This is a genomic window from Clostridium sp., assembly GCF_018372875.1.
GTDB lineage: Bacteria > Bacillota > Clostridia > Clostridiales > Clostridiaceae > Clostridium.
Window position 1 is genome coordinate 1 of sequence record NZ_JAHAIF010000040.1, and the last position, 26,753, is coordinate 26,753.

Sequence of the window (26,753 nt, forward strand, 5' to 3'; positions counted from 1 at the left end):
CTTGATATTTCATCTAAAGATAACTTTCCGCCATAAGGATTATTATACAATCCCTTTGCTACATCATCCCAATATTGATTATACCTTAAGGCATCATCTGCATCCATATATCCGAAAGCTGATGATTTAACTTTACCGCCTTTTAATTTTGATGCTAACTTACTTCCTACAACAAACTGTGCTACTTCACCTGCTCCATACCCAAAACAATATGCTATCCCTTCTTCTTCATATGCATCTGATACTCCTTGTGCTATTCCTTCTACCAATAACGTTGGATCTTTTACCACACTAGATATACCACCTAGGAAGTTTTTTTCATACTCATAGCTATCTTTTAAACAATCAGGAACTTCTCCTGTTATCTTATCATATACAAATGCTACTGCTGATCCTGGTAAACATATTATTGATTTGCACAAATTAACTATTCCCACTAGCATATCATATATTGACATTGAAAATCCCCTGACCGTATCAATTACAAAATTTATTGTATCGCTACCAACATCAATAAATCTTTCAAATCCACTAGTGTACTTATCATATAGCCTTGACTTTACTTCCCCTTTATAATCATCATCCCTATTTTCAAAGACAACTATCTTACTATTGAAAAGTCTATTCATCTCATCTACATAACTACTTAATTTATATCCACAAGAGTTAATTTCATCCCATATACACTTCATTTTGTTATAGTTGTTTTCTTCATTTTCTACTACATCATCATCTGCAAAGGGATTTATAAAACTCCTATAAGTGCTAATATTCCATCTTAAAAATTGAACAGATTGACATGCCTCCATTATAAATTGTTGATTCCACCATATATCTGCTCTATCAACTCTCATTATATCATTCTTTTTCTTTGGAGTGATTATACTTTGCATCTCATCTGTATACCTATTCATTATATCATAAATGTCATCAACTTCTTCTAAACAGCGGTCTAAATCCTCATTTATATCTTTATATCCTTTTCTTAATTCATCTATTGCTTTTCCTTCATTCTCATCAATTTTGTTATTTACGCTCTCCAGTACTTCTTTCACTGTTTCCAATGATTCTTTATATTTCATCGTTTTTTCAGCAATATCTTCTAGTACTCCAAAGTTAAGACGCAAATCACTTTTCAACTATTCTCCTCCTAACTAAATTTATAACTTTCTATTGTTCTTATTAAGTTATCACATTCCCTCTTCATATTACTAACAAGCTCCTCATATTCATCCCTAAGATTTGAGTTTGAAAAATCCATATCTTCAAAATTCTTTTGAATACTAGTTTTCTTTCTCTCAATTTCGCTAATATAATTATTAACTAATCGTCTACAATAAGATGCCTTATATCTATTTGCCATCCACCCTATTCCCCCTCTAATTGAATACTAATACTATTATCAGTTTCCTCAAAATCCTTTATTAATGTTTCTAAACTCTTAGCATAAGCTGATAGATTATTATATAGCTTCTCTGCTTTTGTATCCCTCATATTATCTAGTGTTTCTTCCATTTTATCTGTAAAATCCGAATTCATCCCACCAAAAGCTTCTATTGTTTCATCTATAAAAGAGCTTGAGTATTGAGAAAATACATCTAAAGCCTCATTTAGTTTTCCTAATTCATTTTTTAATTCCTCTATTTCTACCTTTATCATCTGAATTTACCCCCCTTCCTTTATTTTATTGGAATATTGACTTCTTTCATCATTACTAGAAAATCCAAATGAATGCATCTTATTATCAATGATTAACTCCTTCTTCATTAAATAAATATATCCATTATCCTTTTCATCGCAGAAACCTTTGTGTATAACTTTTTCTATTAACTTAGATGTAAATTGAATAACCTTTCCTTCTCCAATTAACCCCAATGGATACACAACTCCTGCATATTGAAAATATGATTTAATATCTTTTTGATAAATAAATCTTCCAATTATCATTACCTGAGCAGTCTCTATATCCCTAATTGCAAGCCCTCTTTTTAAGTATTCAGTTTTAAGTTCTACCACAGTACCCAAAGGATATATCTCTTCAAGGATATCAATTAATCCATTTATAATTTCATTAAGTTGTAAATAATTTAAATTGATATTCATATCTTGAATTTTCAATAAGAATTCATCTTCTTGTAGCTCATATCCTAGCTTTCCATCTAAAATATACATAGACTGATTATGCTTGACTAAAGATTTATGAATATCATACAAACAGTCTATTCCATTGTTAGTTACAAGAATCCCCAAATTATATAGAGCAATCTTTTCTTCTTTATTTAAATGCTCTAAAGATTTAGTCCATTCCTCTAATAAATTCCTATTTAAATCTTCTACAGTTAACATTACTTCCACCTCATATCAATAAGTAACTAGATTTTTCACCCACCTGCATTTCCAACACTTGTCTGTTGGAAAGATCACATGGGCATATTTTTTATTTATTATTCTTTAAATGCAAACTAACCAAAATTTAAATTTCTACTTTTTATTATTAGGAGTTTTTATACTACAATATCTTGTATTCAGAATTAAATATCCATCTCCTGTCCTAATCTCTCTTTCCTTTGTCCCATATCTCAGCTTAACATTACTAAAGAAGGTTTGATTAGCCATGTAATCAAGTAATATACCATTACCACTTTCCTTAAGGGCTTTTACAAACTTAACAGAGTACAAGTTGTTCTTAAAGTCACTCTCCGTACCTGTTGCAATTGTTATTACCTTGTAATTCTTTAATATCTTAACAACATATTCTAAATAATCTATAAAACTCCTATCTACTTTTGGAATAAATTCTGCTATTCTATCAATGATAACAATTATATATGGTAACTCTTTAAGTACATCCTCTCCATTATTTTTTACAAGCTCTTTTCTTCTCTCTCCTTCTTCTAATAGAGAATTTAATATTCTTAAAGTATCTTCTTTGCTTGATCCATACCTATCACCAATATACTTAGAATATAATTTTAATCCTCCATCATTACTATCAAAAATAAAGAAAGTGTATTTTTTATTATTAAGGGAATCTAATATATTCTTTAACATATTTGTTTTACCTGATTTAGAGTTACCTATTATAGAGAAATTAGGATAATTAGATAGTGCTATGCCAATATACTCTAGAGCTTCAATATTAAATCCTATTGGTATAAATCCATTTCCATCATCTTTATTTAACTCATCAATTACCTCATTAAGTAATAATGTTTCCGGTACCGTAATTATTTTTCTTGCCTTTTTATAATCATTTAAAGAATTTACTTTGCTTATAAACTCTTTAATATCATTTAATCTTTCAAATTCCTTTTCGTGCTTTCCGAAGGTAGCAATTTGTATTTCATATCCATCATCTTCTGAAATTAATGCTCTTCCTTTTACCTTAGTTGGTTGAACTCTAGAAAGCCCTAAAATATTACTATAATCAGATTTTTCTATACAAGTTAAACACATTTTAGTTTTTATATTATTCGTTAACTTATAACTAATTCCATTAGAAGTCGAATTTGTCATTATAAAGTTAATTCCATATGCTTGTCCTTCACGCATAAGAAGTATTAACTCCTCTATTAATCCTTCATAATTCTCCTTAAACTCTGCAAAATTATCAATTAGAATTACAATTTGTGGAATTACATTGTTCGATGCTTCTATATAATTTATTAAATTACTAGCACCCATATCTGAAAATATACTCTTTCTTTTATCAATTTCTTTTCTCATCATTTTAAATAAGTTTAATACTCTTTCATTATCATCACTAAAAATTACGTCTCCAACATGAGGAGCCTCAGAGAGAGCTTTTAAAGTTCTAGAGCCAAAATCTAAAATATAGATATTTACTTCTGTAGGTCTATATTCACTAATTAAACTACAAACAATAGTTTGAATAAATGTTGTCTTTCCATAACCACTTCCTCCAACAAGAATTACATTACCATTATCTGAGAAATCAAGTTTGAATACTTCCTTTTTAAGTTTATTAGGATAATCAATTTCACCTATAATAGGCATAACTCTCTTATATCCTCTTTCCTTATTATTAAAAAAGTACTCATTATCATTAATAAGATTACATAAATCTATTCTATCTTTTAAAGGTTCTGTCCAACAACCATCACAACGCTTGTATCCTTTATATTCACTAAACTCACTTATATAATTAACTATTTCATCTAATTGTGTAATTTTCTCTTTTCCTTCATTTTCTTTAGATGAAGAATAAATAACCCTTCTAACTCCTTCTATAGATACTTCTGATATATCAATACTTTCTGACATAATATCCTCATCTAAATACTTTTCAGCCCCACTCCATGCAGTTTGTATTAAATCATAGTATTCATCATTTCCTACTTGCAAATACCCCCGACCTGGTTGCACTATATATGCAGCATCAGGCTTCTTTAGCATCTCTTTTGAATCACTTTCATCTTGAACTTTTAAACATAATTTAAACTTTGAATTACTCCAAATTTGTGCATCAACTACGCCTGCTGGCTTTTGAGTTGCTAGTATTAAATGTACTCCTAAACTCCTACCAATTCTCGCTGTTGATACCAACTCCTTCATAAACTCTGGTTGATCACTCTTTAGTTCTGCAAATTCATCAGCAATTATAATTAAATGGGGTAATGGTTCCATAGATGGATCTTTCTTTTCAAGTTTCTTATATCCGTTAATATGATTAACCTCAAACTCTGCAAATATATTTTGTCTTCTTTTTAATTCACTTTTAATTAAAGTAAGAGATCTATTAACTAAATTTCCATCTAAGTTAGTTATGGTTCCTATAAGATGAGGTAACTTTGTAAATAAGTTTGCCATTCCTCCACCTTTATAGTCAATAAGGATAAAGGAAACATCTGATGGAGAATAATTAATAGCTAATGAAGCAATTATAGTCTGTAATAATTCACTCTTTCCTGAACCAGTTGTTCCTGCAACTAATCCATGTGGACCATGAGTCTTTTCATGTAGATCTAGTGATATCAAAGTACCACTTGTATTAAGTCCTAAAGGAGCCTTTATAGCTTTTGTAACTTCACTATGAATCCATCTCCATTCTACATTTAACTCTCTTGCAGTATTTACCTTATATAATTCATATAGAGTTACTTTGCTTGGAAGGGTATTTTCAGAATAATTTTTTTTAACGTATATTGGTCCCATTCTTCTTGTAAGCTCATCTAATAATACATTTCCATAATTCTTAAATGTAAAATCTATTTTATTGCCACTATCATTAATGTCAATTAAACTACCTTTTCCATCTTCTATAACTTCAAGTATCTGAGAACATTGCTTTGGAATAAACTCTAAGTTTCCATAAACATATAATGTAGTTAGCCCTAAATCAATAGCCTTTTCCCTATCTAAATATTTAGATAGGGCCTCATTTTCTAATAATGTTGGGTCTGTAACAATCATAATATAATGAGGCTTTTTATTATAGTCTTTTTGTTCTCTTTTTGATATTAAAGAGTAAACTCCTTCTAAAATACTATGGCATGACTCTTTTCCAACTCCCATAAATCTTATCTCTCTGTTTTTACTCCATATATGTGGTAGCCATCTAATCCACATCCACTCTTTAATATTCTTTTCATTGCATAGACAAATAAAATTAACATCCTCGCTGTAATGATATACAGCAGTTTCAAATATTATGTTTTTTATTAAACTTGAAACTTTATCAATGCTACCTACGATACCTATTCCATAATTATTTTTCAAATTTATTGATATTGGCATATCTTCTATTTCTGAATATTTTTCTTTAACCTCTCTTGGTTTTAATAATAATTCATCTTCTCGTTCGCCAAACTCTTCTTTAGGAATATCTATATCAAAAGATATATTAACCCTTCCGTTTCCAAGGTATACATTTAAAAAATCTTCATCTGTTGAAGACTTTTCCCAAAGCCTTCTATCAAAAGCTTGTATAACCCTACATGCCTCCTCCATAGATGGATATAACTTATGTAACACATCAATTTGCTTATTATATAAATCTTTTATTTCTTCTTCTTTTTTATCTAAAAACTCTAAATACATTCTATTTCTTCTTTTTATTGCTTTAGAGCTTTTAACAGTATTGGCAATAAACATTATTATGGTAGATGATAATGTAACAATAAGCATACCTATTCTATACATAGGATTTCCCATTGGCATAACTAATACCATCATTGTCATTCCAATAGTAGGAATTAAATTAAGGAATGTATCTAAGCCTGGCTTATTTTCTTTCTTAGGAGGTGCAACTATTTCTATTTTATCCTTAGGGAGCTTCCATATCATACGTGGAGTCCTAATGAACTCTGGATAATTGAATAAGGATACTTCTTTAGAAGAAAATTTAATTTTATTATTATTTACACTTATGTTTTTTCTAGGACAGAATACCTTTTCATCTTTATATAACAATTTATATCCGCATAAAATTATAAAATCATTATCATTAAGCTCTAAATTATCAAGTACTTTATTACCATTTACATATACATTGTATTTAGAATTTAAATCATAAATTACCCTCTTGTTTTGAATTAACCTTAAAATACAGTGATAATCTTCTATTAAAAGATCGTCAATTATTATGTCATTATCTTTAGATTTTCCGATTTTTATTTCACTTATATTTTCTATATCTACTTCTTTACTATAATCTTCTTTACCACTGGAGAAATCTAAAAAGAAATTTATTTTGAAGATTTCATTTCTGTGAGAATCTAGAATAGAGATTTGATCCCCATGTATAAGTTTCTTACGTGAAACTTTTGTACCATTTATCACAAATGTTACATCATTAGAAGGGACAATTAACCAGTAGCCATCTGTTTTCTTAATAGTAATTCTAAATTCTTCTACTAATATTTTCACTTTTATATCGCAGATATTTCCATTACTAATTACAATTTCTTCTTTCCCAAATGTCTCTAAATCAATTTCATTATAGAAATATTCATTAAATAAAATAATAGTATTCTTATACTTATTACCAGCCATTTTAGCCTCCATTATACTAAAAAGATTTTGCTACCTGATGAAATTCCATAGTCAGATAAAATATCATTTCCTTTTAGAAAACAAGTAGGGTTTTCTGTTTTTATATAATATCCTTTTATATCATTTCTACCATCCATTTTTAATGCTTTTAATATACTCTTGCATATGTTTTTCACAGTAATATCCAAAGGAATTTCTAATTCGTATTCAATCTCATCATTTCCAACTTGTACTAATACAATGCCTTTATTCATTTCTCCATTCCTCCCTCATTAATTTATATATAAAATCATTTACCTTAGTATTTATTGTATCTGCATTTAATAATGTACTTAAATTGCACTTATTATTATCTAAATAACTATCATAGGTTATATATGAATAGATTTTTTCTTTTATATTCTCATACTCTTCAAATAGGCTTATATCCTTGTTTAAGTTATATTTATTTATTAATAAGATAATATTGTCATCATTTATGAATTCATCTAACATCTTACTCATTTTTACCAAACTTATATGTGAGGATTCAATTATTCCTATCAATTTATCTGAGTATTCCCCAAGTCTTTTAATAGAGTTATCTAATCTTGACCCTGAATCAATTACTACATAATCAAAGTTTGTTTCCTTTTTAATTGCATTTAAAACATAAATCAAATTGTTGCAAGTTCCATCTTCTATATCTATTGTAGAGATTATTGGATTTATGTAATATACATTTGTATTCTCATCCTTCTTTACTACGCTATCTAATACATTTTTGTCAATCTTTACTCCATCTGCTGCCTTATATAAAAGATCAGTAATAGTATTATTTCTATCACTTACGTCAAAATAAATTCCAAGAGCAGATACTTGCTCCAGGTTTATTAATAATACCTTTTTACCTTCTTTTGTTAATCTTATAGAAAACAATATAGATAATAAAGTCTTTCCTACTCCACCTATAGGAGAGAAAAATGTAACGAATCTCATTACTTTACTATCATTAAAAGATACCTGATGATTTACTGATGTATATATTTTTTTTATACAGTTACAAACAGCATGTCCGTTTTGATACTTAAATATTTGTTTATTATCAATGTCATTATTTCTTTCATTTTCAGATAACATGATAACAATCTTAATCATATTAATTTCTCTAAAATTCATTGCAAGTTCTTCGTTTATCAATAGAATATCAATAGTTCTCCCTGAATATATAAGCTTTTCTAACTCAATTTTAGATGTTACACCTATAACCTTGAAATGACTTCTATAATTTGAATTAAAGAAATTTATAACTTCTTTTACATATAAATAATCTTGATCATATAAAACTAAACTTATTTCCTTCATATTAAATACTCCTATTACCTTTTAGATACATACTAACATTAGCAAGCTTTATATTATCTCCATTTTCTAAAGGATATCGTTTATTAGGTTCAAGCCTTTCCCCATTTATAAAAGATCCATTTTTCGATTCTAAATCTACATAGAAATAATAATAATCCTCTCTTTCTATACGACCATGAATTCTACCAACTGAACTATTTCTAATTGGTATATCTACTGCCCCCTCAAGTCTTCCTAATAAATACTTTTCTTTATCTAGATTTATTGTTTTTACTCTATCGCCTTCATAAATTACTAAATTTAAATATTCAATTCTATTTGACCTTATTTCTGTAGTTTTTATAACGATATTATTTTCTTTCTTTCTTACTGAAAAGAAACTCCTCTTCTCTGTTTTATCTTTTATTAGCATATTTTCTTGTTCTTTCATTCTTCTGACTTCATCTTTTACTAAATCTAGTTTTTCCTTTATTGACTCTAACGTTCCTGTATCATCTCTAAGTTCCATTATTGCCATATCTAGGCTCTCACAATTAACACCATACTTTTTACATATTAATAATAAATCTAATAAAAATATCTTTTGATTCATGTATGCATTAGTTACTTCATTAATAAATGGCAAATATATTAACTCTATTTCTTTTGTTACATAATTGTAAAAGGTATAATTGATATTTAAAAATATATTATTACTATTTAGAAAATAACTTTTTAAATTGACTAAAGTAAATAATATGGTTCCTATAACTTGTAACATTTCTTGTAATGATATACTATTTTCTTCTATTGCATTAGAAAGTCTAATGCAATTTGTTATATCATATATCAAAGTACTACTATCATTAATTATTAACGTTTCAATTTCAATTAGTGGCAACTCTTTATTATAATTCACCATCTTTATTGCATAATCAGCTAAATCATTGTTATTACATTTTAAAATAAGCTTTATTTTATTATCTTTATTTATCTCCTTAAAACTTATATGGTCCACTGAAAACATCACCTCTTCTATAGATTTCGATTATACTTATCATCTTCATAACTATTGATCAATTCTGTATAATCATTAATTTCTTGCTCATCCTGTAATAATTCAGTGTCGCTATCTATAACTTCTGTATCATCTACAGGTATATTCTCATCATTCAATAATAATTCTGTACTATCATCACCATCTTCAACTGTTTCTTCATTAGCTATTTCACAATTAGTTTTTGATTTAGTACTTATTCCACTAAAAGATGTTATTCTAATACTTCGAGAGGTATTACTCTTAATATTCTCATACTTCTCTCCTCTACCAATTGTCAAAACCACTAACTTAGTATCCTCAACAGGTTTTAATAATACTTTAACTATTAAAACACCAAATAAAATCATTCCTACTATTCCAATTACCATCTTTATAATCTGTAAACTCATTAAAACCACCTACTCTAGATTTTTCTTTAAATATAGATATTGTGGATCATTAGGTCTTAAATTATCACATGCTTCTGTTTTATCTAAATATTCTAAAGCGCCAGCTGTGTCACCAACTGTATAACACAATGAAGATAATTTTAGGTATCCTAAATAATGATCCTTATTAATTTCTGTCATTTCTTCATAAGCTGTTCTTGCGGCCTCATAGTTATTAAGTTCAACATATATATCTCCTATATTTAGATAGACATCTATACTAACTTGAATATTTAAACATTCATTATAAAGCCCTAATGCCTTAGTTAAGTATTCATCGTACAAAACTTTATCACTAAATCTAATATTTCTTGCTTTCTCTCTATAAGCTGTAGCAAGCTTGTCCATCACTGTAAAATCCTTCGAATTAATTTTCTGCGCCTTTAAGATAACTTCGATCTCCTTATCAAAGGCATTTGGTAGTATATCAGCTCCGTAAGTATATATATCGGCAAGTGCAAGATAAGAGGTAACTGCAAATGATTTATCTGATTCATTTTGAGATATATACTCTTCAAATTTTAAAAGAGCCTCTTCGAATTTTGCTTTATCTATATTTTCTGGATAATTAAATTGATTACATATCTCCTCTAGAAATTGAAAATCCTCTCCTACTTCTTCTGTATTTTCAACTTCTTGAAAATATTCATAAGCTTTTTTATAGTTAACTTTATAAAGGTATGCCTTGCCTAGTAAATAATTAATGTTGTCATCTTTCTTTAAAGAACCATCATTATCTATAAGTTTATTTAAATATCTTATACATTCATCATTAGACCCCATAACTAAGTAGGTCTTTGCAATTTCATAATATCCTTCTTTTTCATTTGAAAGATATTCCTGTGCTTCTTTAAATTCATTAAGGGCTGCTTTATAATCCATATTATTTCTAGCCTCTATTCCATTATTAATATAAGAATCAAATTTCTTCTGAAGCTCCCTTGAATACCCTCTCCATCCGCTAAAAGCTAAAAGAAAAGAAAAAGTAAAACATATTGTTAACAATATAAGTTTCTGTATTCTCTTTTTTACTCTTGTTTCATATTCTCTCCCTAACTTCCCTATATTTATTAAATCCTCTTTAAATTCTTCTGCACTTTTATATCTTAAAGACAAATCTATTTGCGTTGATTTTGCTATTATATATTCCATACCTTCTGAAAACTCTTTATTAACACTTCTTAACAAAGGCAAAGGAAACTGGTTTTTTTGTGGTTTTATTCCTGTCAAAAGATTAAACATAGTTGCACCTAATGCATATATGTCACTTTGTGGGCTTATATTTCTAACATCATCTAAAATTTCAGGACTAACATATCCTGTTGTAGCTAAAAGTAGGCTATCATCCCACTCTTCATTTTCTTCCTTTGCTATTCCAAAATCTATTAGTTTAACTCTACCTTCCTTTGTAACCATAATATTTGCAGGTTTTATATCTTTATGAATTATTGGATGAGGCTTTTGATTATGAAGATAAATAAGCACATCACATAGTTGCTTTGAATAATCTACAACTTTATCTTCACTTATTGATATTTCATCCCTTAATATTAGCGATAGATTACGTCCATCAACAAAATCCATAACTATATATATATGTTCCTCATCTTCACTAATATCTGTAATTCTAGTAAGTGCTGGATGATCCAATTTTTTTAGAACATCAAATTCTGCTAATAGATTTGTGCTTTTTTTTCCCCCTTCTTTTTTTATAGCTTTAATAGCCCAAAAAGTTCCAAGCTTTAAGTCTTTTACTAAATAAACAGAGCCCATCCCCCCAATTCCTAAGGATTGTATAAATTCATACTTTTCATCTATTACTTTACCAACTAAATTCACTCTTATTCACCTTCATTTACCCTGTATTTAATTGCCATTACTGTGATATTATCTCTTTCCCCTTTTCCCTTAATAAGTTCAATATATTTTGTACAAATCTCTCCCATATAACCATAATCAGAGGTCTCCTCAAGTTCATTTTTCATATCCATAAATTCTCTATCACTCATTTTGTTGTAAAAACCATCACAACAAAGAATGAATAACACATCTTTATTTAACCTACCCACTAAAAAATCCGGACTAATACTTGGACCTGAACCAACACATTGGGTTAATATACTTTTCTTTACTTTTTTACTTTCTTCTATTTCACCATTTTGAATGAGTTTATTATAATAAGTATGATCTTTAGTTAATTTATTGACTGATGAACTAATAGTATAAATTCTACTATCACCTATATGACATACATAAAACTTTCTATTATAAATAAGTAAAATAGAAGCTGTTGTCCCTAACCTTATATTATTATCACTAGCATATTTTATTAATTTTCTATTCACATCTCTAATTACACAACTAAGTTCAACTAAAATATCTCTATCTACTATATTGTTTGAAACTATATTAGCTATTCTATTGTTCCACCACTTTTCTAACTCAAGAACCATTTCCTTACTTGCTAAATCACCATTAGATAACCCTCCTAATCCGTCACAAATAGCAAACAGTCCAAATTCATTATTATTTATTTTACCAACCTTGATTAGAAAGTTATCTTCATTTACTTTTTTCACTCTTCCTTTGTCACTCTTCACAACCACTTCAATAATTTCTTGCCCCATCATCTTTCCCCCTTAACGTTTAAAAATGTATGGAGCATTAGAAAATGTGACATTATCTCCATCTTTCAATTTATATTTTTCAAGAGAATTTAGTCTTTCTCCATTCAAATAGGTACCATTTTTGCTTTCTAAATCTGTAATATAAAATTCTTTTTCTATATAATTTATCTTCGCATGTATCTTTACTACTGTCCCATTTTGAATAGGATAATCTACTTTTTGTTTTAACCTTCCTATAATATATTCATCCTTATTAATAGTAATTTTCTCATTTTTATTTTCTTCGTCGCTTATCAAAAATGCTACAATTTCATCTCTATTGTTCAGCTGGTTTAATAATGTAGTTTCATCAAATTCTCCACCAATAACACTAACCTGTTCTAAATAAGTTGTTTCATCAGAAGAAGAAATGGACCAGTCATATTCAGCCTCTTCACTTTCATTTAAAAATGAGCTTCCACTAAATTCTTGAATATTTATATCATCACTTAAAATTTTAGAAGTATTAATATGATGATAATTTTTATTATAGCTGTAGCTGTCTTCCTCTATATTTATAGGTTTTTTTTCATTTTTCTTTTTTATTGTAGGCAATATCAAGAAATTAATAATAATAAAAGAAACCACTAAATCTATTAGAATTATAATTACTATGCTCAACAGCATAAGATTAGGGTTGTCCCAACTCATTTTATATAATGAAACAGACAATACACCTGTCAGTATTTGTGTTGCTATTAATAAGAAAGTTCCAGCAAGTACGTGATCAATTTTGCATCCACTCCCACTATTTACAGCTTTATTTTTTTCAATCTTTTCTGATATTGGTTTTTCTTGAATAGAATTAATTATTTTATTAAGGTTTTCTACTAAGGTATATACGTCAACAAACTTATTTGTTAATTCTCCTTTTATTTTCTTAGCAGTAACAGAACTCATTAAATTCCTGTCACCATAAGCATCAACTAATTTAAGTAAAGTTAATCTTAATTTATCTATAGGTCTAGCTGTTGTTCCAATATTACTAGGCAGATACATAAATCTAATAGACTCATTTAATGGTTCTATATAAATATAATCTTCAAATAAATACAACCTCTTTTCGTCAATATTTTTTTCCACTTCGCATTGTAAGTAATTCTTACAAATTTTAAGTAAGATTCGAACAAATCCTTTTGTGCTTAAATCTTTATTAGTACTTACATACTTTTTAACGCTCATTAATCCGCTTATATAATAAATTATTTCTTTTGGATTATTTATGTTATCAACATCTATATTTAGTAATATTTGATTTCTGCTTAGCTCCTTAATACTAATAACTTCTTTTTTATTTATAGAGTTAAAATCAATTGTCTTTCTTATTAAATTCTCTGTATCTACAAATCCATTCATAACTTTTACCTCCTTACTTCTCCTTTTATTTTACCATATAATTGAATATATTCAATTATTTGCTTTATATTGAGTTTATTTTATTATATACTTTTGTTGAGGAGGGATTTTATGATTAAAAGAAACAAAAAACTTATTTCTTTAATTGTACTTACAAATTTCTCAGTACTAAATATCATTAACACTCCAGTTATTGTAAGTGCAAAAGAAATAAGAAGCTATTCAAGTTATTCTAATATCACAAAAGAATATGATTCTAATGCTATAGAATATTTTAAACAAATATATAAGAGTAAAAATAAATATACATCAGATGAAGTAATTAATATTCAGAATAATAAGATTGGAGGGTTAAAACATATTTCCTTAGAAGTTTCATCTAGTGATATACAATCTCCCGATGGTTTAACAAATGTTGACAGTTATGTCTACTTAAATGACCTAGTTAATACTATTAAAGATAACAATGCTATATCAAAATCTTTTTATACTTTAACTAGAAACCAGAGTTTAACAACAAATGATAATACTCAAAATAGAAAAGACCAATCAGATACAGGTAGTAAGCTAGATTTTTATTTTTATCCAAATGCTGGATTACAAAACACTGATATTAATAACATTTTATTAGATGCTAAAAATTCATTAAATGATAGATATAATGTATTTATTCCTAATGAAAATTTTAAAACACAAGACTGTAATATTAGCGATTTAAACCCTAGTAATCTACCTAAAGACATAATTAATCTATTAGGTAAGGGGGAAGATAATGCACTATATAATATTAATTCATTAATTCCTGGGAACGAAAGTATTCCAAGTTTGTTAGGTATAAAGGCATATCCATTAATATCAACATCTAAACTTGAACTTAATGAAAATGTAGAATGTATAGAATTGCAGGTAGGAGACAATCATTATCTTCTAGATGAAACCCTTTTAAACAAAGACCTTTTGATGAATGATTTAAATATTGATGAAAACAGTACTTTAACTCTTAATATTTTTACAAAAGATAACGAAAATAGCATTCATACTTATTCCACTAATATTACGACAAAAAAATCAATAAAAGAAAACGACTATAAATTTAATATTAATAGCTATAGTAACTCCATTGATGAAAATGGTATAAATTATTCCTTATCAGTAACTTGTCCTGACGAGAATAAAGAAGATAATGTTTATTCAATCTTCAATTTTGATAACAATACGTCTAAGGAAGTTATAACCATTGGTAACTCTAAGCTAGAATCATCAGGCTCTGCAGATAGTACTTTAACATCTATGGATATGTACTATATGGATCTAAATGGCTACTATTACTCTAAAACTTTTAATAATTTTATTGATTTAAGTAATAAAAGTTATAATTATCAAGAAGAGATAACACTTAACTTTACCGGGTTAACTCCTTCTAATAGTTATAAACTTTTATCAATAAATGACTATAATCTTGAAACTCAATTAGATATTACAAATAATAAAGTAACAATTGAATCTTTTAACGAAAAATACTTGTTAAAAAATGGTGTTAACACAGTTACAATAACTGATGGCTCTACTACTTATATATTAAGTTTTTTATATAATTGTAACGAACTTCACTACAAGATATTAGGAAATAATCCATTAGATAATGATACTTTTAAATTAAATAAGAACTCTACTGATATAGAAATTCAATTGGCCACAAACTTTGAACTTCCAAACTCAAATGAAAATTTTATTTATTTTGGAAGTAGAGAATATCAAAATTGTATTTCAACTACTATTACTTCTTCTAACTTATTAAAGATTAAATTAACTAATTTATCAGATTTACCTGAAGATTTTCAAGATACACTTAATATAAAAATTGGTGATAAAAATATACAATTTAATGTTATTAGAGATGCTGTAATGCCTAATTTTCAACTTTTGAATCCTGATTCTGCTAAAAAGGTAGAGAATACTTACTATTTTGATAGTGATAAAATTGAGTTTAGTATTGAGGATAATAAGGGAATTGATAAAGTATTTATTACTGAAAAGAACGGTGAGCCTGAAGAACTAACCCCAAATAGTACCATTAATAGAAATTCTAATTACGAGTTTACTAATAATATTTTAACCTTTAGGAATTTGGATCCAAATGTAATCGAAAATTATACTATAGACATAATTGATATCTATGGTAATCGCTACACAGAAGTATTAAATTTATTTAGAGATACAAATACACCTTCCATAAACTTATTTGTGAATAATAATAGTGATATTAAAATTGATGATACATCATCAAATATCCTTTATATACAATCAAATAAAGTTACAGATGGTAAATTGGATTTAAGCTTCTCTATTTCTGAAGGTGGAAATTCAGATTTAAGTCTTATAGATACTACATCTATAAGATTAATCTATAATAATGAAAGTTATTCTTTTAGAAGTGAAGAGATATCTTATAATGAATTAACTAAATTATATAATGTATCTTTAGATTTACCTGATCCATATAATGTATATTCCACACACTTATTTATAAAGGCATCAGACTATGCTGGACATGAATGTTCTTCTGAAAGATTTATTGTTAAATATTATAATGACTACATTGATGATGAGGATATAAATTTTAATTTATCAAGTACTTTGTCACAAAATAACAAGAATATCTCTTCAAAATTTGATATGGTAAATGGTAACTCTAAGTTTTACATTACTAATAAATTAAAAAATAATAAATTAAATGTAAACTTTGATCCTGAACAATTAACTTCCATAAATTCAATTTCTGATATAAATATTGAATATAACTTAGATAATGACGATCCTTCTGATGACATACAAACTACAATAACAAACTCCTCTGACAAAAAGGATTTTGATTTAAAGCTTACAGAAGGAGTAAACAACTTAAAATTCACTATAAATTGCTATAACGGTAATGTTTATGAAGGAAATGTAGAAATATATTATGATACTACATTACCTTCTATTGAACTAATTGATAGTTGTGGAAATAATGTACTAGGTAATACTAATCTAAAAAATCCTATAACTATGATTAGACTAAAGGATAGTGCCTGCGTTGAAGTTGAAGATTTAGTAGTAACTTTTAATGGTACAACCCTTCAATATGATGATTTTTATATTGATCCTAATAACAATGACTATCGTCTATATAATATAGAAAACTTTACTGAAGGAAATTATACATTATCATATTCTATACCATCTTCAATTAGAAATGATACTAATAATCCATTTAATGATAAGAATAGAGATGTTATTTCAGATAATCAGTTATACATTTATGATGTAACAAATCCAACGCTTAATTCTTCAGTTCTTAAGTACAACTATAAAGATACAAAGGTTTATTCTTCTACTGATTTTATATCTGTAGGTAAGCTTGGAGATGCAACTACAGATATAGTAACAAACGATAATTTAAGTGAAAAATATGATTTATACTATGAAATTAAAGATTTAAGCGGAAATATTGTTGCATTAAATTACATTAATAATATAGAGGAATATGAAATTCCTTTAAATTATGTAGATAGGAACTCAGTAATTAAAGAAAAACTTCCAAATGGTCATTACTCAATTTCTGTAGGTATTAAAGATAATTCAAATAACTCTAGCTCTAATGATCAAACTGAAAGTAATCCAAATAATTATTTAACAAGGAAATTTATTATTGATAATAACTCACCTAATATTACTTTCTCTTATGATAATTTTCCAGAAAACAACAATATAAATAAAGACTTTAATACTACTGTAAATGTTGAAGATTATGATCTTAATTATGTAAAAATTAAAGTTTATAAATATTCTTCTATCTTTGATAAAAACCCTATAGAAATTTATTCACGAACCTATGACGATGACTCTACTAAAGAAGGAGCTAATTTTTCTAAAAGAATTGATAGTTCAATTTCAGAGTTGTCCAACTTAGATAGTGGAATATATAAAATTAAAGTTGAAGCAAATGATAGGACAAATACCGAAATAATAAAAAATAATGAATCGCAATTTATAATTTACGATAAAGAAAGTCCTATAATTACCCTTAATAAATATGAAGGTAATTATTCTAACTGTTTAATTTTCAATAATAATAATGGAATAATTACTATAGGGGAAACTCCTAACGGTACTACTGCTGCTCCAGATAATCACATAACAGTATCAGATAATTTAACATCGAGCTGTAAAATTGAATATACAGTATATAAAATTTCATATGATGAACAAAACAATATTATAAAAGAAGAAAGCTTAAATGGTATCTATAATAACGGAGTTGATTTAAGTTCATTAAATGACGGAAGATACCAAATAGAATTAACTGTATATGATAATGCAAATAATTCTTCCAATTGTTCAGGAAATTTTATAATTGATACTAATGCTCCAACTTATACAATTAATGGTTTATCTAACGTAGAAAACATTAATCATTCTGTTAATTTATCAGTTGATATTAATGACTTTGATATCTCTGAAGTTTCAGTTATACTTCAAAGCCCTAATACTAACCCGATAGAAATTAATTCTTCAGTGGTAGAAGATATAAAATTCACTGCTAATTTTGGTGAATTAAATATTAATGGTGATTACACCTTGACTATAAATGCAAAAGATAGGGCTGGTCACACTATGGAAACCGTAACTAGAAACTTTAGAATTGATACTGAAGATCCTTCTATTAACTATAAAGACTTCACAACTAGTTATCTAAACTGTAAAGTTTATAAAAATAATAATACTACTATTAAAGTAGGTACTTCATCTGATAGTGATATAGAAATATCTGATAACCTGACTGATGACTGTGTGTTAAAGTATACTATTTACTCTGATAATGGTACTATGTTAATTCCATCTACTATAATAGATAATAATTACATTAATCTAAACACTTTAGCTAATGGTAGATATAGATTAGAAATAACAGCTACTGATAATGCAGGTAATGAATCTTCAGCTCAATATGGATATTTCATCATAGATAATCAATCACCAGTAGTTAATATTAATGGGTTAAGTAATAATAATGAATCAAAAGAGTTATTTAATAATCCATTTGATTTATCAGTTAGCATTTCAGACTTAGATATTAATAATGCTAAAGTAACATTAAAAACACCAAATGGAGACTTAATAGTTAAAGAAACAGGTACAATTACTGATAAAATATTTGTTGCTGATTTTGGAAACTTAAAAACAAATGGGGACTATATATTAACAATTACAGCATCAGATAGAGCTGGTAATGATCCTATAAATATAACTAGAAGATTTAGAATTGATACCACTGCCCCTATTATTCATAATGTACAGGTTAACGGTAAAAATATTAATACATCTTCAATGAATTATACAACTTCTCATAATTCACCTATTTTTGTAAATTTCAGCGATAATCTAGATGAAGTGAATGTAATGAATCTATCAATTACTGCAACTAAAAATGGTATTACAACTTCTTTATCTAATGGAGGTTCATTAAAAGAAGATGGTGAATATATAATTTCTATTTATGCAACTGATTTAGCTGGAAATAGATCTTCTTTATATAGTTTCAACATTACAGTAGATACTGTTTTTCCTACTATTAGTACTACTGGAGTAAATAATGGTTACTATTATAATAAAAATATTACTCCTACTTGGAAAGTAGATGATGAAACAGCTTCTTTAAACGTCACTCTAAATGGTAAGCCATTTACTAGCTCTGAGTTATCAGCTGAAGGAAGTTATACTCTTAATATTAGTGCTACTGATTTAGCTGGAAATGTATCAACAGAAACTATTAACTTTGTAATAGATAAAACAGCTCCTATTATATCAATAGAAAACATTAAAAATCTAGGATATTATACCGATCCGATTACACCTATTATAAAATGGGATGATACTGATGCTATTGCAACCATACTATTACAAAATATTAACTACTTTGGACAAGAAATAAATCAAGATGGTTCTTATGTGTTATATGTTAAAGTCGTTGATAAAGCTGGTAATATTAGTGACTTATCCTATAAGTTTAGATTAAATATTTCTAAGCCTGAAATATTTGTTTCTGGAGTAAATGATGGAGATACTATCAAAGGTAGCTTCACTCCTGAATTTAAATTTAAAGATACTGTAGAATATAATATTCTACTAAATGGAAAAGAATATCATGGAGAAGAGATAACTAAAGAAGGTAATTATTCTCTTGTTATTACAGCAAAAGACGAGGATGGTATTGAAACGGTAGAAACTATTAACTTTAAAGTAGAGAGTTCCCCAGAAGCTAATACATCAAATGATAAAAATAATGATAGTACCTCTTCATCACCTTTACCATTAGCAATTGGTAGTATATTCGGACTTATTTTAATAGCTGCTTTATGCTACTACATTTATAAAAAGACTAAAAAAGATGAATAATTAAAATTAAAAGGTAATGCATCACATTTATGCATTACCTTTTAATTAACTAAGATATACTCCACAGCTTATAATATAATAAAATTCCTTATCATTATTATTTCCTAATGAAAAAAACATTGGTGTAACTACCTTTAAATTATCCTTCATACAAAATTCTTTCATTTCTTGGTATATATTTTGATAATCCTTCAACTTATCAGCCTTTATTCTGACACAAATCGTATCTCCCAAGCCATAGTAACTACTATATTCATAGCTAGTTCCTTTAATTTTTAATGAATTATAAGTTTGTATAAGAAAAGTAATATAAAACTTCTCTTTATTCGCAGCTTCAATGTAATATGTTAAAGGTCCCTTTATTTTATATCCCACTTTTGACAATCCTGTTAAAAAGTCTTTTTCTGCACTTTCAACGAGATCATAATTTACCAGGTATCTTTTAGAAACTACATTGTTATAACTCAAGCTGTCATAATAAAACTTCATATTAACCACCCCTAATCCTGTATTTCTGAAAAAATATCAACTATAGGGTCTCCATATCCGTCTAGATATACATAATAAAAAGGTTCTATTAATCTTTTATCACTTTGCTCTGCACAAAGCTTTAATAATTCTTTAGACATTTCTAAATCTTCCTCATCTACAACTCTACAACTTAAAGATGATTCTAAGCTAATTCTATTTATAAATTCTAACTGCGAATCAGAACTTAATTTCACACTTGCATTAATTGGAATATATACTTTATAAGTATTCCTTGACTCCTGCCCCTCATCTAAAATTTGATAAACTACAGGCCCCGTTGGATATAAATCATTATCAATAATAAATTTCTTTAATTCTGCCATTAGTTTAACGACTTCATCTTTTTTACACACTTGCTCTATAGCTAATAAATTGTTTAGTTCTAATGATTTGTTTTTAATTTTCATTCTGCTACACCCTTTTTACATTATTTATTTGGTATACATAGTACATTCTTTTTAATGCAAATACTCCTAAAACAGCAGTTATTAATATAATTCCATAATTTAAACCTAATAGATAATATAGCGTCCCAAAAACTTCAGTAATATATTTACCTTTATTAGCAATAGGTATCAACATTGGTACCAATGGAAGTATAAATAATAAATACCTAGGATTAAACTTATATCTATAATTTTCTTTTATATAATATCCATCAATCAATCTTCTTTTAATCTTATTATTATAAATAAGAATCCCTACATAAGTTAAGATAAAACTAATTAATGCAATAATCCAAAATATATCTAAATACCCTTCATAAACAATATTCGTTATATAAGTAATCAATAAGGATAATGTAAATATTATTGTTCCTGAAACAACACTAAGATTTATCAACCTATCAACATTTTTTTTAATTAATACCATTAAAATAAGTATAATGCTAAAAACTGCCCCCAATAAATATACTCCTATAATCAAATATAGTAATACTTTTAGTATTTCCCCACCTATAATATTTTCTGATTGTTTATATGGAAGAAATAAAATCAAACCACTTATTAGGTTAAATAATAATAAGAGAATCTTATTGCTTATTTTAGACATTTGATCTTCAAATATATTAGTAATACCATAAAACTTTTCTTTACTTAAGTTTTTCAATTCTTTCATACATTTTCTCCTCGTTAACATTTTTCTTACCAAAATACTTTTGCTACAACATTTCCAATATCATCAGTAATATCATTTATTATATCTTTTCCATGATCAACTAAAGTTTTAGGTGGTTCTCCAAATTTAATTGTAGAAACTGCAGTTGATACAATAGTTCCAACAATAGTTCCAACTGCTGCTCCCACTAAAGGTATTGGTATTAAAACTTGGCCTAAAGCTGCTGCTCCAGTAGTTATTCCTACATCTATCCCAATCTCTACTGCACTATTGATAGCTGTATCAATGTAGCCTTCGGTATTATCCCATTCCCACTCTCCTGTCATTGGGTTATATATGTTTTCCGGAACATTAGATACAACGGTTACCACCTTTCCGAACTTATCAACATACTTTAATGTATTTGAAAATTTAGTTGGTCCATTAATTGATCCTTCTGAAATTTGGTTGAATGCCTGTTTAAAACCAGCATTATTTTTAAACTGATTGACCAATTTACTATTAACAAATTTACCATCCTTATTTACAACTTTAATACCGTCTCTTATCATTTGACTTATATTTCTTCTAGAAAGGTGACTTAAACCTAAAGTCTCCAATTGCTTTCTTATTTTAGGAATATTCTTTTCATCCGTTATTAGCTTATAGACTAGCTCACCTGCTTCATTTTTTCTGACATCAAAACTTGCTCCTATTGAGTATAACTTTATAGCATCCTCTATGGTTATAAGTTTATCTGCACCCGTAAAAAATACTCCTACAGGAACTGCCATATCCATTATCATTTTCACATATTTATCTGGAACATATTTTGATGTTTCAATTACTTCATTGCTTGATATAACTTGATATTCCTTAAGTTTCTTAAAATTATCATTAGATGTAAATGTATCTATATTCACACTAATACCTTCATGGGTAGTTATTGACATCATATTCTTTATAATACTAGATATGTTATCAATAATATCAATAACATTTTTCATATCATTACTATGAGCATCATCGAATCTCTCTAATGACTTAATAACATCCTCGGCCTTGGTATTGGCATTTTCATATCCAGTTTTAATACTTGATGAATAATCACTGCCTATAGATATATAATTACTTGCATCATTTACTATTGCACTTATATTTTCATTAACTGATATATAATCATCTTTAGTATCTGCCAACTTATCTTTTAATGAATTAATGTATTCACTATTTATTATTGCGTTTTTACTTTTATCCACACTACAGCTAAAGTCATTAATAGTACCATATAGCTTCACATTAACTTCCATAAGAATTACTTTTAAAGTTTTTATAATCTCGTTATGAACCATTGAACAATATTCTTTAACATTATCTGCTGTTTTTCCTGAAAATTCTTGCAATCCTGTAATTTCTTTAAGAGATAATTCTACTTCACTAAGTATTTCTTCCTGATTTTCAATAATATCACTGAGATCCTCATATTCATTTATAATGGCATTTATATCAATTTTCATCAATTGAGCACCTACTTTTTTAAATTATTTTTAATATTTTCATCAGTTTCTGCAAATAATTTTCCAATCTCTATAAAGTTAGATATATCTTTATTTAATAGCTTACTATATTCAGATAATATGAGTTTAATTTTACCTATTGCTTCCGAATATTTATCGATACACTCTATAGAACTATTCTTTGGTGCAAAAAGAATTCCTTTATTATTTTCTATTGATCTTTCATTTGCCTTTTCTAGCTTTCTAATAACTTTTTCATATTCTTTAAAATCAATTTTAATATCTCCCAAGAAAAACTCTCCTAACTTATTAATTATCTAACATACTCTCTCTTAAGCTTTTCCAATAGCTAAGTTGGTTATTAACTTGTATAATACTATTATTTATTTCTTCTACCTTTGAACTTAATTTCAATTGAATATCTGTATAGTAAGCATTTTGATTATTATAATTATTTAAGATTTCATTTTTTAGTACTTCTTCAAATTCTTCAACTGTGTTGCCTTCCCAATCCCATGTAAAACCTAATTTATTTATTGATTTATAAAACTCTTTAAAATCATCCTTATTGCTATTAAAATAATTATTAATATTTTTTTGTAAATCATCTATAATATTTTCTACTTGAGACTTTTTTTCTTCTAAGCTATTTTTTCTTACATTTAAATTATTTATTGTAAAATTTACCTCAGCAATCCCCATCTTTACTCTCCTTTTATCATATAATTTTATTTTATTATTTTTAGCTTTTTTAGTCAATAATGTATATTTATTACAATAAAGAAAGTAATGAGCCACTCTATTTCAATTGACTCATAATCCTATTTCAGTGCATTATTTAAGTTATTTATAAATGCTTTTATACTTTCAATTGTTTTAGAACTCTTACCATCTTCAATTAGACTTATCTCGAAATTCTCTACTATCTCATTCATTCTTATTACTCCTCTCAATCTTCTTTAAGTGAAGGTCTAAATCTTTGATTTAGCCCCCTGAACTTATGCAATCCCTTAGGATTGTATTCCTAAAAAATAAAAGTTAATGCTTCTTTGATTAGAAACATTAACTCTGTTATCAGATTTAAAAGTGAGAACCAAAATTTTATATTTTGTTCTTCGAACTTTCACTTTAGTATAATATATATTTATCATTTATCTTAAATTCAGTTGATTTAGCCTTTATTTACAGCTTTTCAATCTGAATAGTATTCTTGTTCACGTTTTATAAAATCTCTCTTGCACTCTGTGAAAGTGATTCACACCAAATCATAGATTTGGGTTCTCTACTTTTCTGATGCCTTATCAGTTGTTTTTGATATACTTATCTTTATTGATGTATTGTATTTTCAGTTATTTATTCCATTGAATGATTTTATTATCTATTGATTGGTTATTTATTATAACTTCTTCACTGATTACTAATTTAGTTATCACCTGATTAGATTTTCTTTTGTTATATTATTATTTATTATCAATCTTTAATTCTTATTTATTTTATTGAAATAGACTTTAGGTCTATTTCAATTATTACTTTCCTCTAGGTTCTTGTTCCCCCCTATCCCCCAGTTCCTCTTTCCGAGTCCCAAGTTCCTATTTCCAAGTTCCATTATTTATATGTTTCATCTTCTCAATTCTTTTTATTTTTTAAGTGAGACTCTAAATTTTACATTTAGCTAGTCGAACTTACACCTACGAATGCATATGAGTTATTAATTCCCCTTGATTTCCAGTGGAATTATTGAAGCTAGTATTTCCTGGATTATCAAGTTAAACATCTCTTATATACTTGCTCCTAAGTGTGTTAGTTTTAATTGCCTAAGAACTCCTTTATCAATCACATGTATCTATTTAACGTCTAAAAAAATAATGAACCAGCCTACTTAAATTTCAGCTGATTCATTTCATCTTTTCAATGCATTATTAGAATTATGCATTAACTTTCTTTCAATAAAATCTACATTAATTATTCTTATTAAAGAGTTTAAACATTTTAAAATGCTATACGCTTAATTTTTTAGTGAGTTTATTAAAAATTTTGCAGTGAAAATCTTTTATTTAATATATTCAACTGAGCCTATAAATTTAAATTCATAGTCTTTATTATTTACATTATCTACATTTCCATCATATTGAAAATTATAAAGTAGAATCCCTGCATTGAATTTTACTGCTGATACCCCATCAACTATCTTCTCATATTTTGGTATTATTATATCACCATGTGAACATCCTGAAATAAGTTCAACTATTGAATTAGCCTCTTTTTCACGACATATTCTTTCTATCCAATCTTCATCGAAATCATCAATGTCAATATTAAAATCTTGTAAAAACTGTGATGGTAACCATTCTCCATCATCTGTATAGACAAGTTCAACATACTCTAAAAGTTCCTCATCTGATTTCGAATTACCAATCCACAACGATACATATCCTTCTTTTTCCATATTTTCATTCTACTCCTTTACTTTAATCTAAGTCCTTCTGGTAAAGAATCAACTCCACCTTTAAGCCTATAGTTAGCCCAATTATTTAATCTACGTGAAAACATATCATAGTCAATTGACGAATCAATTATACCCAACAATTCATTATGAGCTGTTGTAGAACCAAGTTGACCATGTTTTCCTACTGGATTTATAAATTCGACATCACTTATTGCAGTTCTTAAATCTCTAATTTGTTCAGCATTAACTCCCCAGTTTTTAAACTGTGGTGCACGCGAAACTAAATGCCACTCATGCATTCCTCCTGGTGCACGTAACTGTCTTTCAATTGCTCTTCTTGTTGATTTATTCTTCCACATACTATCTAATTCATCTACACTTAGTGAATTAAACCAGTCATTGAATTCACCACTCTTTACTGTAGGAACTTTTATTTTCCCCTCAGCTTTAGCCGCCCACTCAGTACCTTTAAACAAACTACTAGAATGGTTATCTATATCTTTACTCGTATCACTTATTATCTTTTTTATTTCATCTAGATTATTTGGATCTAATCCTCTAAACCTTGAATCAAAGTTCTTTATATATTCTTCAATGTTATTTCTTCCTGCTATATCATCTAACTTCTTTATAACTTCTTCAAAATCATCTTTTATTTTAGTATCACTTATATTATCTCCAACTTGTTTGAATATCTGTCCTAAGGTTGCATTCTTACAGTCTATATTGTGAACCATAAGACCTAATTCTGTTATAAAGAATGTGTGGTAGTTTTCTACTATTAGGTTATATACTTCAATTTCATTATAACCCTTATATTCTATACTTTCTACTACCTCATACTCTTTTCTACTATTTAATACCTTTGATCCCTCA

Annotated in this window: 21 protein-coding genes; 1 reads left to right on the forward strand and 20 read right to left on the reverse strand. The window is 27.3% G+C overall.

Translation table 11 applies throughout. The features are described 5' to 3' along the window. From KIB46_RS12135 to KIB46_RS12190, 12 genes are all read right to left on the reverse strand, one after another. Positions 1-1,139 (reverse strand): hypothetical protein (locus tag KIB46_RS12135; RefSeq protein WP_291672191.1); only part of this gene is annotated, 1,139 nt, incomplete at its 3' end. Positions 1,140-1,150: 11 nt separating this feature from the next. Then, positions 1,151-1,363 (reverse strand): hypothetical protein, encoded by a 213-nt coding sequence (locus tag KIB46_RS12140; protein WP_156558889.1) that lies wholly within the window; start codon positions 1,361-1,363, stop codon positions 1,151-1,153. Positions 1,364-1,368: 5 nt separating this feature from the next. Continuing rightward, a complete protein-coding gene (locus tag KIB46_RS12145; protein ID WP_291672194.1) occupies positions 1,369-1,659 on the reverse strand; it encodes a hypothetical protein in 291 nt (96 codons plus the stop codon). Positions 1,660-1,665: 6 nt separating this feature from the next. Further along, positions 1,666-2,346, reverse strand: a complete 681-nt coding sequence (locus KIB46_RS12150) for a DUF4176 domain-containing protein (protein ID WP_291672196.1) — start codon at positions 2,344-2,346, stop codon at positions 1,666-1,668. A gap of 135 nt (positions 2,347-2,481) precedes the next feature. Continuing rightward, a complete protein-coding gene (gene essC, locus KIB46_RS12155) occupies positions 2,482-7,014 on the reverse strand; it encodes a type VII secretion protein EssC (protein ID WP_291672198.1) in 4,533 nt (1,510 codons plus the stop codon). Positions 7,015-7,025: 11 nt separating this feature from the next. Next, complete coding sequence (locus tag KIB46_RS12160) at positions 7,026-7,268, reverse strand: EsaB/YukD family protein (RefSeq protein WP_156558885.1); 243 nt, start codon at positions 7,266-7,268, stop codon at positions 7,026-7,028. Continuing rightward, on the reverse strand, positions 7,261-8,358 hold the full coding sequence (locus KIB46_RS12165; protein ID WP_156558884.1) for an AAA family ATPase: 1,098 nt from the start codon (positions 8,356-8,358) through the stop codon (positions 7,261-7,263). Before KIB46_RS12165 ends, KIB46_RS12160 begins: the two co-directional genes overlap by 8 nt. Position 8,359: 1 nt before the next feature. Beyond that, positions 8,360-9,355: a DUF6382 domain-containing protein gene (locus tag KIB46_RS12170; RefSeq protein ID WP_291672200.1), complete on the reverse strand. Its 996-nt coding sequence runs from the start codon at positions 9,353-9,355 to the stop codon at positions 8,360-8,362. A gap of 17 nt (positions 9,356-9,372) precedes the next feature. Continuing rightward, on the reverse strand, positions 9,373-9,786 hold the full coding sequence (locus KIB46_RS12175) for a hypothetical protein (protein ID WP_156558882.1): 414 nt from the start codon (positions 9,784-9,786) through the stop codon (positions 9,373-9,375). Positions 9,787-9,795: 9 nt separating this feature from the next. After that, entirely contained in the window at positions 9,796-11,664 is a 1,869-nt protein-coding gene (locus KIB46_RS12180; RefSeq protein WP_291672203.1) for a serine/threonine-protein kinase, read from the reverse strand. 2 nt (positions 11,665-11,666) lie between these two features. Continuing rightward, entirely contained in the window at positions 11,667-12,452 is a 786-nt protein-coding gene (locus KIB46_RS12185; RefSeq protein WP_195343921.1) for a PP2C family serine/threonine-protein phosphatase, read from the reverse strand. A gap of 12 nt (positions 12,453-12,464) precedes the next feature. Continuing rightward, complete coding sequence (locus KIB46_RS12190; RefSeq protein ID WP_291672208.1) at positions 12,465-13,847, reverse strand: FHA domain-containing protein; 1,383 nt, start codon at positions 13,845-13,847, stop codon at positions 12,465-12,467. A gap of 111 nt (positions 13,848-13,958) precedes the next feature. Here KIB46_RS12190 and KIB46_RS12195 point away from each other — a divergent pair, with 111 nt between their 5' ends. Further along, positions 13,959-20,285 (forward strand): Ig-like domain-containing protein, encoded by a 6,327-nt coding sequence (locus KIB46_RS12195; protein ID WP_291672210.1) that lies wholly within the window; start codon positions 13,959-13,961, stop codon positions 20,283-20,285. 45 nt (positions 20,286-20,330) lie between these two features. Here the strand turns inward: KIB46_RS12195 and KIB46_RS12200 are convergent, their stop codons facing one another. The 8 genes from KIB46_RS12200 to KIB46_RS12235 form a co-directional block, all read right to left on the reverse strand. Continuing rightward, entirely contained in the window at positions 20,331-20,774 is a 444-nt protein-coding gene (locus KIB46_RS12200; protein ID WP_195343924.1) for a DUF5085 family protein, read from the reverse strand. A gap of 11 nt (positions 20,775-20,785) precedes the next feature. After that, positions 20,786-21,223, reverse strand: coding sequence for a DUF5085 family protein (locus KIB46_RS12205; RefSeq protein ID WP_291672213.1), 438 nt, complete (start codon positions 21,221-21,223; stop codon positions 20,786-20,788). 4 nt (positions 21,224-21,227) lie between these two features. After that, positions 21,228-21,935, reverse strand: coding sequence for a hypothetical protein (locus KIB46_RS12210; RefSeq protein ID WP_156558875.1), 708 nt, complete (start codon positions 21,933-21,935; stop codon positions 21,228-21,230). A 26-nt stretch (positions 21,936-21,961) separates the two neighbouring features. Further along, positions 21,962-23,431, reverse strand: a complete 1,470-nt coding sequence (locus KIB46_RS12215; RefSeq protein WP_291672215.1) for a T7SS effector LXG polymorphic toxin — start codon at positions 23,429-23,431, stop codon at positions 21,962-21,964. An 11-nt stretch (positions 23,432-23,442) separates the two neighbouring features. After that, positions 23,443-23,721 (reverse strand): TIGR04197 family type VII secretion effector, encoded by a 279-nt coding sequence (locus tag KIB46_RS12220; protein WP_195343927.1) that lies wholly within the window; start codon positions 23,719-23,721, stop codon positions 23,443-23,445. A gap of 19 nt (positions 23,722-23,740) precedes the next feature. Beyond that, a complete protein-coding gene (locus KIB46_RS12225) occupies positions 23,741-24,133 on the reverse strand; it encodes a hypothetical protein (protein ID WP_291672218.1) in 393 nt (130 codons plus the stop codon). A 1,348-nt stretch (positions 24,134-25,481) separates the two neighbouring features. Next, entirely contained in the window at positions 25,482-25,877 is a 396-nt protein-coding gene (locus tag KIB46_RS12230; RefSeq protein ID WP_291672220.1) for an immunity 22 family protein, read from the reverse strand. Positions 25,878-25,894: 17 nt separating this feature from the next. Further along, positions 25,895-26,753: hypothetical protein (locus KIB46_RS12235; protein ID WP_291672222.1), on the reverse strand; the 859-nt coding region annotated here is incomplete at its 5' end.

Excerpts from the sequence above, each read along its gene's own strand:
- KIB46_RS12140 (WP_156558889.1), bottom strand. The coding sequence starts at position 1,363 with ATGGCAAATAGATATAAGGCATCTTATTGTAGACGATTAGTTAATAAT.
- KIB46_RS12145 (WP_291672194.1), bottom strand. The coding sequence starts at position 1,659 with ATGATAAAGGTAGAAATAGAGGAATTAAAAAATGAATTAGGAAAACTA.
- KIB46_RS12150 (WP_291672196.1), bottom strand. The coding sequence starts at position 2,346 with ATGTTAACTGTAGAAGATTTAAATAGGAATTTATTAGAGGAATGGACT.
- essC (WP_291672198.1), bottom strand. The coding sequence starts at position 7,014 with ATGGCTGGTAATAAGTATAAGAATACTATTATTTTATTTAATGAATAT.
- KIB46_RS12160 (WP_156558885.1), bottom strand. The coding sequence starts at position 7,268 with ATGAATAAAGGCATTGTATTAGTACAAGTTGGAAATGATGAGATTGAA.
- KIB46_RS12165 (WP_156558884.1), bottom strand. The coding sequence starts at position 8,358 with ATGAAGGAAATAAGTTTAGTTTTATATGATCAAGATTATTTATATGTA.
- KIB46_RS12175 (WP_156558882.1), bottom strand. The coding sequence starts at position 9,786 with ATGAGTTTACAGATTATAAAGATGGTAATTGGAATAGTAGGAATGATT.
- KIB46_RS12185 (WP_195343921.1), bottom strand. The coding sequence starts at position 12,452 with ATGGGGCAAGAAATTATTGAAGTGGTTGTGAAGAGTGACAAAGGAAGA.
- KIB46_RS12190 (WP_291672208.1), bottom strand. The coding sequence starts at position 13,847 with ATGAATGGATTTGTAGATACAGAGAATTTAATAAGAAAGACAATTGAT.
- KIB46_RS12195 (WP_291672210.1), top strand. The coding sequence starts at position 13,959 with ATGATTAAAAGAAACAAAAAACTTATTTCTTTAATTGTACTTACAAAT.
- KIB46_RS12200 (WP_195343924.1), bottom strand. The coding sequence starts at position 20,774 with ATGAAGTTTTATTATGACAGCTTGAGTTATAACAATGTAGTTTCTAAA.
- KIB46_RS12205 (WP_291672213.1), bottom strand. The coding sequence starts at position 21,223 with ATGAAAATTAAAAACAAATCATTAGAACTAAACAATTTATTAGCTATA.
- KIB46_RS12210 (WP_156558875.1), bottom strand. The coding sequence starts at position 21,935 with ATGAAAGAATTGAAAAACTTAAGTAAAGAAAAGTTTTATGGTATTACT.
- KIB46_RS12215 (WP_291672215.1), bottom strand. The coding sequence starts at position 23,431 with ATGAAAATTGATATAAATGCCATTATAAATGAATATGAGGATCTCAGT.
- KIB46_RS12225 (WP_291672218.1), bottom strand. The coding sequence starts at position 24,133 with ATGGGGATTGCTGAGGTAAATTTTACAATAAATAATTTAAATGTAAGA.
- KIB46_RS12230 (WP_291672220.1), bottom strand. The coding sequence starts at position 25,877 with ATGGAAAAAGAAGGATATGTATCGTTGTGGATTGGTAATTCGAAATCA.